Annotated in this window: 5 protein-coding genes; 2 read left to right on the top strand and 3 right to left on the bottom strand. The window is 43.4% G+C overall.

The features are described from left to right. Positions 1-228: 228 nt before the first annotated feature. The 3 genes from VJY63_RS05250 to VJY63_RS05240 all read right to left on the bottom strand — a co-directional run bounded on the left by VJY63_RS05250 (position 229) and on the right by VJY63_RS05240 (position 4039). Entirely contained in the window at positions 229-480 is a 252-nt protein-coding gene (locus tag VJY63_RS05250) for a TIGR03643 family protein (protein WP_324048730.1), read from the bottom strand. Between the two features lie 63 nt (positions 481-543). Further along, entirely contained in the window at positions 544-2049 is a 1506-nt protein-coding gene (locus VJY63_RS05245) for an FAD-dependent monooxygenase (protein WP_324048728.1), read from the bottom strand. 61 nt (positions 2050-2110) lie between these two features. Continuing rightward, entirely contained in the window at positions 2111-4039 is a 1929-nt protein-coding gene (locus VJY63_RS05240) for a B12-binding domain-containing radical SAM protein (protein ID WP_324048727.1), read from the bottom strand. Positions 4040-4322: 283 nt separating this feature from the next. Between VJY63_RS05240 and VJY63_RS05235 the strand changes: the two genes are divergently transcribed. Both VJY63_RS05235 and VJY63_RS05230 read left to right on the top strand, forming a co-directional pair. Next, entirely contained in the window at positions 4323-5738 is a 1416-nt protein-coding gene (locus VJY63_RS05235) for a hypothetical protein (protein ID WP_324048725.1), read from the top strand. An 88-nt stretch (positions 5739-5826) separates the two neighbouring features. Then, entirely contained in the window at positions 5827-7944 is a 2118-nt protein-coding gene (locus VJY63_RS05230) for a TonB-dependent receptor (protein ID WP_324048723.1), read from the top strand. Positions 7945-8011 lie beyond the last annotated feature (67 nt).

Below are 8011 nucleotides of genomic sequence, written 5' to 3'. Positions count from 1 at the left end.
GCGAATTCTACAGCGTTTCGCTTCAGTGTCAAGGGTTATTTTTAAATTCTTTTTAAACCGCTTAGACAAAAAGAAAGTACATTAAAAACAACCAGTTACACCCCTTGCCAGTGATTGCTACAGCGCTTATTGCTAAGTGCTAAGTGCTAAGTGCTCCCTGACAAGAGAGGCAAAGTATAAGCTTAACTTGAAAAAACACAAGCCTTTATTGAAATTATTTTAGCTGGGTTAATTAGACCTTTGTTTATACTGGGTTGGGCAATAGCCCCGACTAATTTCAGTGCTTCTTAATGCTAGGTGTTTAGTTTGCCTACCTGTTACTCTGGCACGCCATAATCTAAAGCTACCAGACTTTAAACTACTACGCATAAATTTAATCACATCAGGCTCGGTTAAACCGTAAAGATGCTGAATGGCTTCAAAAGGCGTTCGGTCTTCCCAAGCCATTTCAATAATTCGTGATGCATCAACTTTATCCATACTGTTTCCATCGCTACAATACTATATAAAATAAAATTTTAAACCAACATATCAATGTTGTATTCAAAGTCTGGAATCGCTTTTCAAACAGCGACCACGCGGTTCATTGCTTTCATGCAGCACCACTTCAGAATGCAAAAACTCAGCGGCATTGGCTGAGCCTTTTACCTTAACAGCGCTGCGTTCCAGCATCTCGGCTTCAAACTCATTTAGCACGCATTCGCGAATGCCAACCTCACGCCAGTTAGATTGCAAGTGACAACCTTTAACTAAAGTGCGTGCCAATGACAGCGCATCTAATAAAGCTTGATTCGCCCCTTGGCCTTTAAATGGACTCATAGGGTGGGCAGCATCGCCCAGTAAAGTCATAGAATCCATCTTTACTAATGCATCAGCCGTTAACAACGCTCGATCATAAATGGGATAACCCGACACTAACTCAGCAGGCGTTGCCGCTAAAATTTGTGGAATAGGTGCGTGCCATTGCGTGCGTTGACGCGCTTCCGCCTTTAATGCCTCAGCGCCTTGAGCACTTAGGGCTTTAGCGTCATTTTCTAACATAGGAAAGCTTAATTGCCACATCACCGAATCAGCATCAAAAGGCATCACATAAATGCGTTCATGCCCATTAGCCGTTTGAAATACCGTAGCCGAATCCAGCAATTCACTGTCGATATCAGTCAGCGCACTTAATGGGCAAATGCCTAAGATAGCGATACAATCCAAATAGCGCAATGAGCTAGCATCATCGCCTAATGCCAAGTTACGCACCGCACTTCTAATGCCATCAGCACCTACGACTAAATCAGCATTAGTCGTTTTTATTTCGCCGTCTACCGAAAAACTTAATGCTACCCCGGCTGGCATTCCTTGAAGACTCACCAATGCTTTAAGGTCTACTAATTGATGCCCCCACTTTATCGCCTCATGCAGCTGCGGATGAGCAGCTAATTGTTGCAGCAAAGCAAGGCGCAATGACTGACGGGCGATATGCACGTTAGTACGCTTGGGGGCTTGATTGTCTTCAGAAGCCAGCCATTTACGCATACCCCATTCACCGAGTATTTTACCATCTGTGCGGTGTACCACATGGCGAGTTGACACTAAACCTTGCTCAAGCGAAAAAACCCCAAAACCTTCAATTGCCTTGCTAGCTTGTTGTAAAGTAAGGCCATAACCTTGAGAACGCGCAGAAAAATCGCTATCCCGCTCATATAAGGTAAAAGGAATACCTCGGTGCAAACAGGCAACCGCCAAAGCAACACCACCAATACCACCGCCAATAATTGCTACATTTGGATATTTTTTTGTATCTGCTGCTGGGGGGTAATCAGCAGCGCTCAAGCCAGCACCATGACAGCCAGGGCAAAAAGACAAATGTGCCTTAGGTCGATCTGGCATAACACCGCCTTGCTGTTCAAACTGCAGTAAAGCCGCCTGATAGCTAAGCTTCACTTTTTTACGAATTTTCTGACGAATGCGTCCCCGCCCTTGACACTTAGGGCAAAAAGTCCAACTTAGCTGTGCTGGATTAGTTAATGTAATCTTGGTGATCCTCTTAAAGTCCAATCAAACTCTATAGTAAAAAAACAACTAAAATAGGCTATACAAATAACTAATCTGCAAAAGGTTAGGCGCTAACAATAACGTTATTAAGTGCTTTAGCGATCAGGTTTTTTTTCATCAGTGTGCGGCTTACTGGTGTTGGAAACCAAAAATCAAGCGAGTGTTCAAAACCAATGCCGTGCATATAATTATAGAGTGCTTTACGTAGTCCCTCACCTAACATTTCATGATCGACTTTAATGGGGTCGATAAAATCAACATCGTTTTCAGCAAATTGAGTTTCTGGTCGTTCTATTAAAGTGATGCCGTAGTCTTCAGGGTTTAAACCAATGGGGCTGTGAATGGTTGCTGCGAACCTGTGCCAGTAGGCTGACTGAAAGCAACCCTCTTGCATCATTTGGCGTACCATGTCTAAGGCATCTATCGTTTCTTGTTCTGTCTGGGTCGGAAAGCCGTACATTAAATAAGCGTGAACTAAAATACCTGAATCACTGAATGCCTTAGTAACGCGTGCGACCTGCTCTACACTCACGCCTTTTTTCATTAATTTTAACAAACGGTCGGAGGCAACTTCTAACCCGCCACTAACGGCAATGCAGCCGGAATCTGCCAGCAGTTGACAGCGTTCAGCCGTGAAGGTTTTTTCAAAACGGATATTACCCCACCAACTAATCACCACTCCTCTTTCCAACAATCGTCGGGCAAGTGCAAACAGGGCTTTAGGTGGGGCGGCTTCATCAACAAAGTGAAACCCAGTTTGGCCGGTTTCTTCAATTAACTGTTCAATCCGATCTACCAAAATATCCGCGCCAGCTTCATCGTAACGGTCGATATAATCCAGCGACACATCACAAAAGCTGCATTTTCGCCAATAACAACCGTGGGCGATGGTAAGCTTATTCCAGCGGCCGTCACTCCAAATACGGTGCATGGGGTTAAGCATTTCACACAAAGAAAGGTAGTCATCCAGCGGTAAACCATCGTAAATCGGCGCACCCACATCGGTTTGTGGAATATCGTGCAGGGTGGCATTTTCGTTTAAATGCACGTAGGGCTTGCCCGTTTCATCTTCTGCCAGAAAATAGGTTCGCACCAAATCATCTAATTCACGCTCACCTTTTAGGTATTCCAACAGGGTTAGCAAGGGACGCTCGCCGTCATCCAAGCAGATAAAATCAACAAATTCAAACACACGAATATCTTTTAATGCCCGAAGTTCGGTATTTACAAAACCGCCACCCATCACAATGGGTAGATCAGGATTAATGTTTTTACAGGCTTGGGCAATTCGCAAGGCGCCCAGCATGTTTCCCGGAAAAGGAACGGTTAAACCAACAACGCTGGGCTGTGTTTCTTCTAAATACAACGCAACCAGCTGCTCTAAAATGCCAGAGGTAAAGCTTGGCTCTCCCATCAAGGTGTCGTACAAATCATCAAAATAAGGATTGGCGGCAGCTAGGCGTTCACCGTAGCGGCTAACTTCAAAATAAGGGTCAACCCCTTGTGTAATAACGGCAGATAGGTCGTTAATAAAGAGTGTTGCTAGGTATTTGGCTTTGTCTTGCACACCCAGATCACCAAAGGCTGCTTTTAGTACATCGCCAGAGACGGCTTCCATCTGAGCAATCACATCATAGGCTGGGCCTTCTGGCAGAAAACGCCGCGATACAATACGCAGCGCAAGGCTAGGGTCTTTACCTTGTAAAAAACGAATCACTGGCTCAACACAAAGCCGGTAGCGATCAAATTCCGTTAGAAAGGTGTAGATAACGTCAGGTAATTCGTCATCTTCAAACGACTCGAAGTTCTCTTCGACGTGTTGCCGCATAATATCTAAGCCTTGAGTGGTCATCATCTCAAGAAATAACTCAATGGCAGGGTCACGCTGAACGGCAGAATACCCTCGAGAGCGGAGAAACCCAGTTAAATAGGCCGTAGCAGGATAAGGCGTATTTAACTGGGTCATGGGAGGAGTCATCAATAAAACAGTCATGGCGTACCTATAAGTCAGAGTAAGCCAAAGGCTTAGAGAAACAAGGCACGCATTCTATCAAATGACCTAGAGAAATGAACCAAAGACATGAACGGCTTACTTTTTAAGTTGTATCAGCGCCAATTTTCTGGAACTTTTAGAAGTTATAGTTTCAAACTATGACTAGTACAAGCATACAATTACGAATAATTCTTGTTACATAAAAAGCTTTCCTGCTTTGGTTGTTATGTTATAACATTGTCGACATTAATGAATGTTATCTTGTAATAATTAGGAGTTAGGCATGTTTAAGAAACACTTTCATACCCCAACCAAAACCCTGCTAGCTTTAGCATTAATCGGCTTGCTAGCAGCGTGTAGTAGCAATGATGATGATGATGAAAAAGATAATAACGATCACCACTCTGAGCACAACCTAAGTCACTCTATGGGTAGGTTAGTCTACTCATTGAATAATGCTGCTGGCTTGCAAATTTACGATCAAACGGTAGAAGCAAGTGAACGTTTTACTGCAACCAATGTAAGCTCAGACAATTCAGCATCGCTTGTACTTGCCAAAAGCGGTTTAACAACTGCGGTGCTAGAAGGCGAAAGGTTAAGTGTGGTGAGTTCTGGCCTAGAACATATGCAAAGCGATCACGCACATACCCACGATGTTGAACTGCTAACGCCTAGTTCTTTTACTGGTGTGACCAAGGTTGTGGCTACAGGTGACTACTTTTCTACTTTAACAACTAGCGGAGCCAGCGATTTAATTAATAGTCAGGGTGAAGTTACCAGTCATAGCTGGAGCAATGTTGTTTATCCAACCTTGGCATTAGCAGGCGATCACTTTCTTAAATTTACGGCTGGAACGGGTGGGGCGGTTAACCTAACGGTTGTTGATAATAATAACTCAACGGGTGGTGGATCAATTTACCTGCGCCCTAATAGTGAATGGGAAATGGTGGAGTCGCTTTCTTGCCCTGATGGTATTAAAGATGCGGCTCAAACTGAGAACCTAGCATTAGTACTTTGTGGTGATGGCAGTCTGCGTTGGTTAATAAGTGATTATGTGCCAACAAATGAAGGTCATCCTAAAAAGGGCGAGCATCTTTATATTACTCAAAAATATGCTGCTACTACAAACCGTTTAGAAGGTGCAACTGGCGAGGTAACTAAAAACTCTAATGAATTTATTCGTGGTATCCAAGGGTTAACCGCTACTTTTGATGATGATAATGTTATTGCTGCCTGGTCAGATGACCAATTGTGGCTTGTTAATGGACATAACGATCACCCACACCGAAGCGATCTATCTTCTATTTTAGGCGCTGATTTTGGCAAGGTGCTTAATGTAGCAGCTACGACTGATGACGATGCCTTAGCTGTAATCAGTGATAGTGGAAAAATTGCCATTACGCGTTTTGATATTGAAAACAATAATCCGGTCGGAAAGGGTGAAGTTATAAAAGAGCAGCTAGGTGAGGTTGGTGCGCTATGGACAAGCAGCAACAGCCAATTGCTAGCCGGTACTAATGAATTTTTTGCCATTCAAACGCATAAAGGAGTGCTTTACCACCTAGACGCGCATTCTGATGAAGACGATTATCACCTGCATGGCACTCACCAGCATGATTCGCTGCAACAACTGCATAGCGGTGTTTTTGCACATTTTCAAGATGACCATGATGATGACCACTCACACGGCAGCCATTAATAAATAATAGGTAACTCGCTATTAAATAAACATGATTAACATTGGGCTAGCTACGGCTGGCCTTATTTATTTTGATAAGGTTTTTACTATGTTTTTTTATCAACAAGGTTTTCGCTGTTTCTTATGGTTTTTATTGGCTATTCTTATTTTTTTTATCAGTGTAAAGATTAATGCTCACGATCATGCACATCACTCACATTATGCAGCACCTATACAGTTAGATACTCAAGTGATTAGTAGTCCTAGCCGTGGCGCTATACAAGGCATTGCTCAGCCTGTTCGAGTTATTAATAAAGAAGCCATTCAAAAAAATTCAGGCGATACTCTGGGTACTTTGCTTGAAAAAATCCCCGGTATTAGTAATGCATCCTTTGGGGCGGGTGTGGGTCGTCCTGTTATTCGTGGCATGAGCGGCAGCCGTGTAAAAATTCTTCAAAATGGTAGTGATACCTCTGATCTTTCAGCCATGAGTTCTGATCACGCCCCTATGGCTGAAGCAAGTTCGGCGGAACAAATAGAAATTCTTTATGGGCCAGCAACTTTAATGTATGGCGGTGGTGCCATAGGTGGCGTGGTAAACCTAGTGGATAAACGGATACATGAATACCCTGTGGACGGTTTACAAGGTGAAGTTTCAACCCGGTTTAGCAGCCAGGATAAAGCCTATAACTACAATGCAGCCTTAGAAGCAGGAAAAGGCAACTGGGTGTTGCATTTAGACGGTTTTAAACGTGATGCCAATGATTATAAAGCGGGTCAGGGTCGTATTGCTAATAGTGATAGTCAAGGTCAAGGCGGTGCTTTGGCATTAAGCTGGGTGGGTTCTCAGGGTTTTATTGGTGCAAGTATTAATGTGTTGGAGTATGACTATGCTGTTCCCAATACAGACAACTCACCTTTTAGAGTTAAACCAGAACAGCTTCGCTATGATATAAAAGCGGCTTGGCGGCCAGACTTGGACCAAGGTGGCAATTGGTTAGATGAATGGCGAACCGAATTAGCCTTTAATGATTATGCTCATAGTGAAACAGAACCCGGTTTAGATGTTGGTTTGTTTGATCAAGAAAGCTGGGAACTACGTAGTTATCTGCGTCACTTGCCGCTGGGCTCGTGGCAAGGTTCCTTAGGTGTACAAATGAAGCAACAACAGCTGGCTCTTTGTCATAACCACAGTGGTTGTAATGGTATTCCTTCGTTTAGTAATGCTTGGGATGGTCAAAGTGGTTACAACCTTAATAACCGTTTGCTTAATGGTTACTATTTTTCCCATGACACGCCCATGCCTACCACCGAAACTAGGCAGTTAGGCGTATTCTGGATAGAAGAACGTGACTGGGCAATGGGACGGCTTGAACTAGGTGCTAGATTGGACAGGGTGGCGATTCAGTCAGACTATGATCCAATACAACCAACATGGCGACAAAACTTAGATTATTACGACAACAAAAGTTTTAATCCTGCGACTTTAACCGCCGCAGCAACTTGGGTGATTTCTACAACACAGCGTTTTGGATTAAGTCTTGGTCGTGTTCAGCGGGCGCCTGAGGCAACAGAGTTATTTTGGAATGGCGATCACCATGCTACTTTTTCTTTTCAGTTAGATAACCCAGATTTAGAAATAGAAACTGCTTACACCCTAGACTTAAACTGGTTGTACCAAGGGGCAATGGACAAATTACGCATTGGCTTATTTTATTACCAGTTTGAAGACTATATTTATAACGACCTAAAATCGTTCAAAGATCCTTTTCATGCTAATGATGTTTATCGTTATGAGCAGGCCAATGCACGTTTTTATGGTGCGGAATTTAGCTGGCATCACCAATTGAATGATGCTTGGCATTTAGATTTTGATGCTGATTTTGTAAGGGCTGAACTAACGTCTGGTATTAGTTTGCCACGCACACCACCGATTAGCTTATTGGTTGCCTTGGATTGGCATAAAAATGGTTGGACTGCGCGACTAGAAAGCCAAGCAACCCTAGCACAGAATAAAACCGCACCCGAAGAAAGTAGCACGGATGCACAAGCCCAGCTAAATGCGTCGGCTGGTTTTCGCCAACAACTAAACAAAGGTGAAGTTTATTGGTATTTGGCAGCTCAAAACTTAACCAATGAGCAGGCAATTAACCATGTTTCTTACTTAAAAAGTGCTGCGCCACTAGCGGGTCGTAATCTACAAGCCGGAATGCGCTGGCGCTTTTAATTATTGGAGCATTAGCCATGTTGACGTTGTTGTTGTTTTAACCGTAGTACTGTTTTATGTAGATCAG

The organism is Marinospirillum sp. (assembly GCF_035271045.1).
Lineage (GTDB): Bacteria > Pseudomonadota > Gammaproteobacteria > Pseudomonadales > Halomonadaceae > Marinospirillum.
The sequence above is the reverse complement of the archived record's forward strand: the minus strand, read 5'-3'. Positions and strand labels throughout refer to the sequence as shown.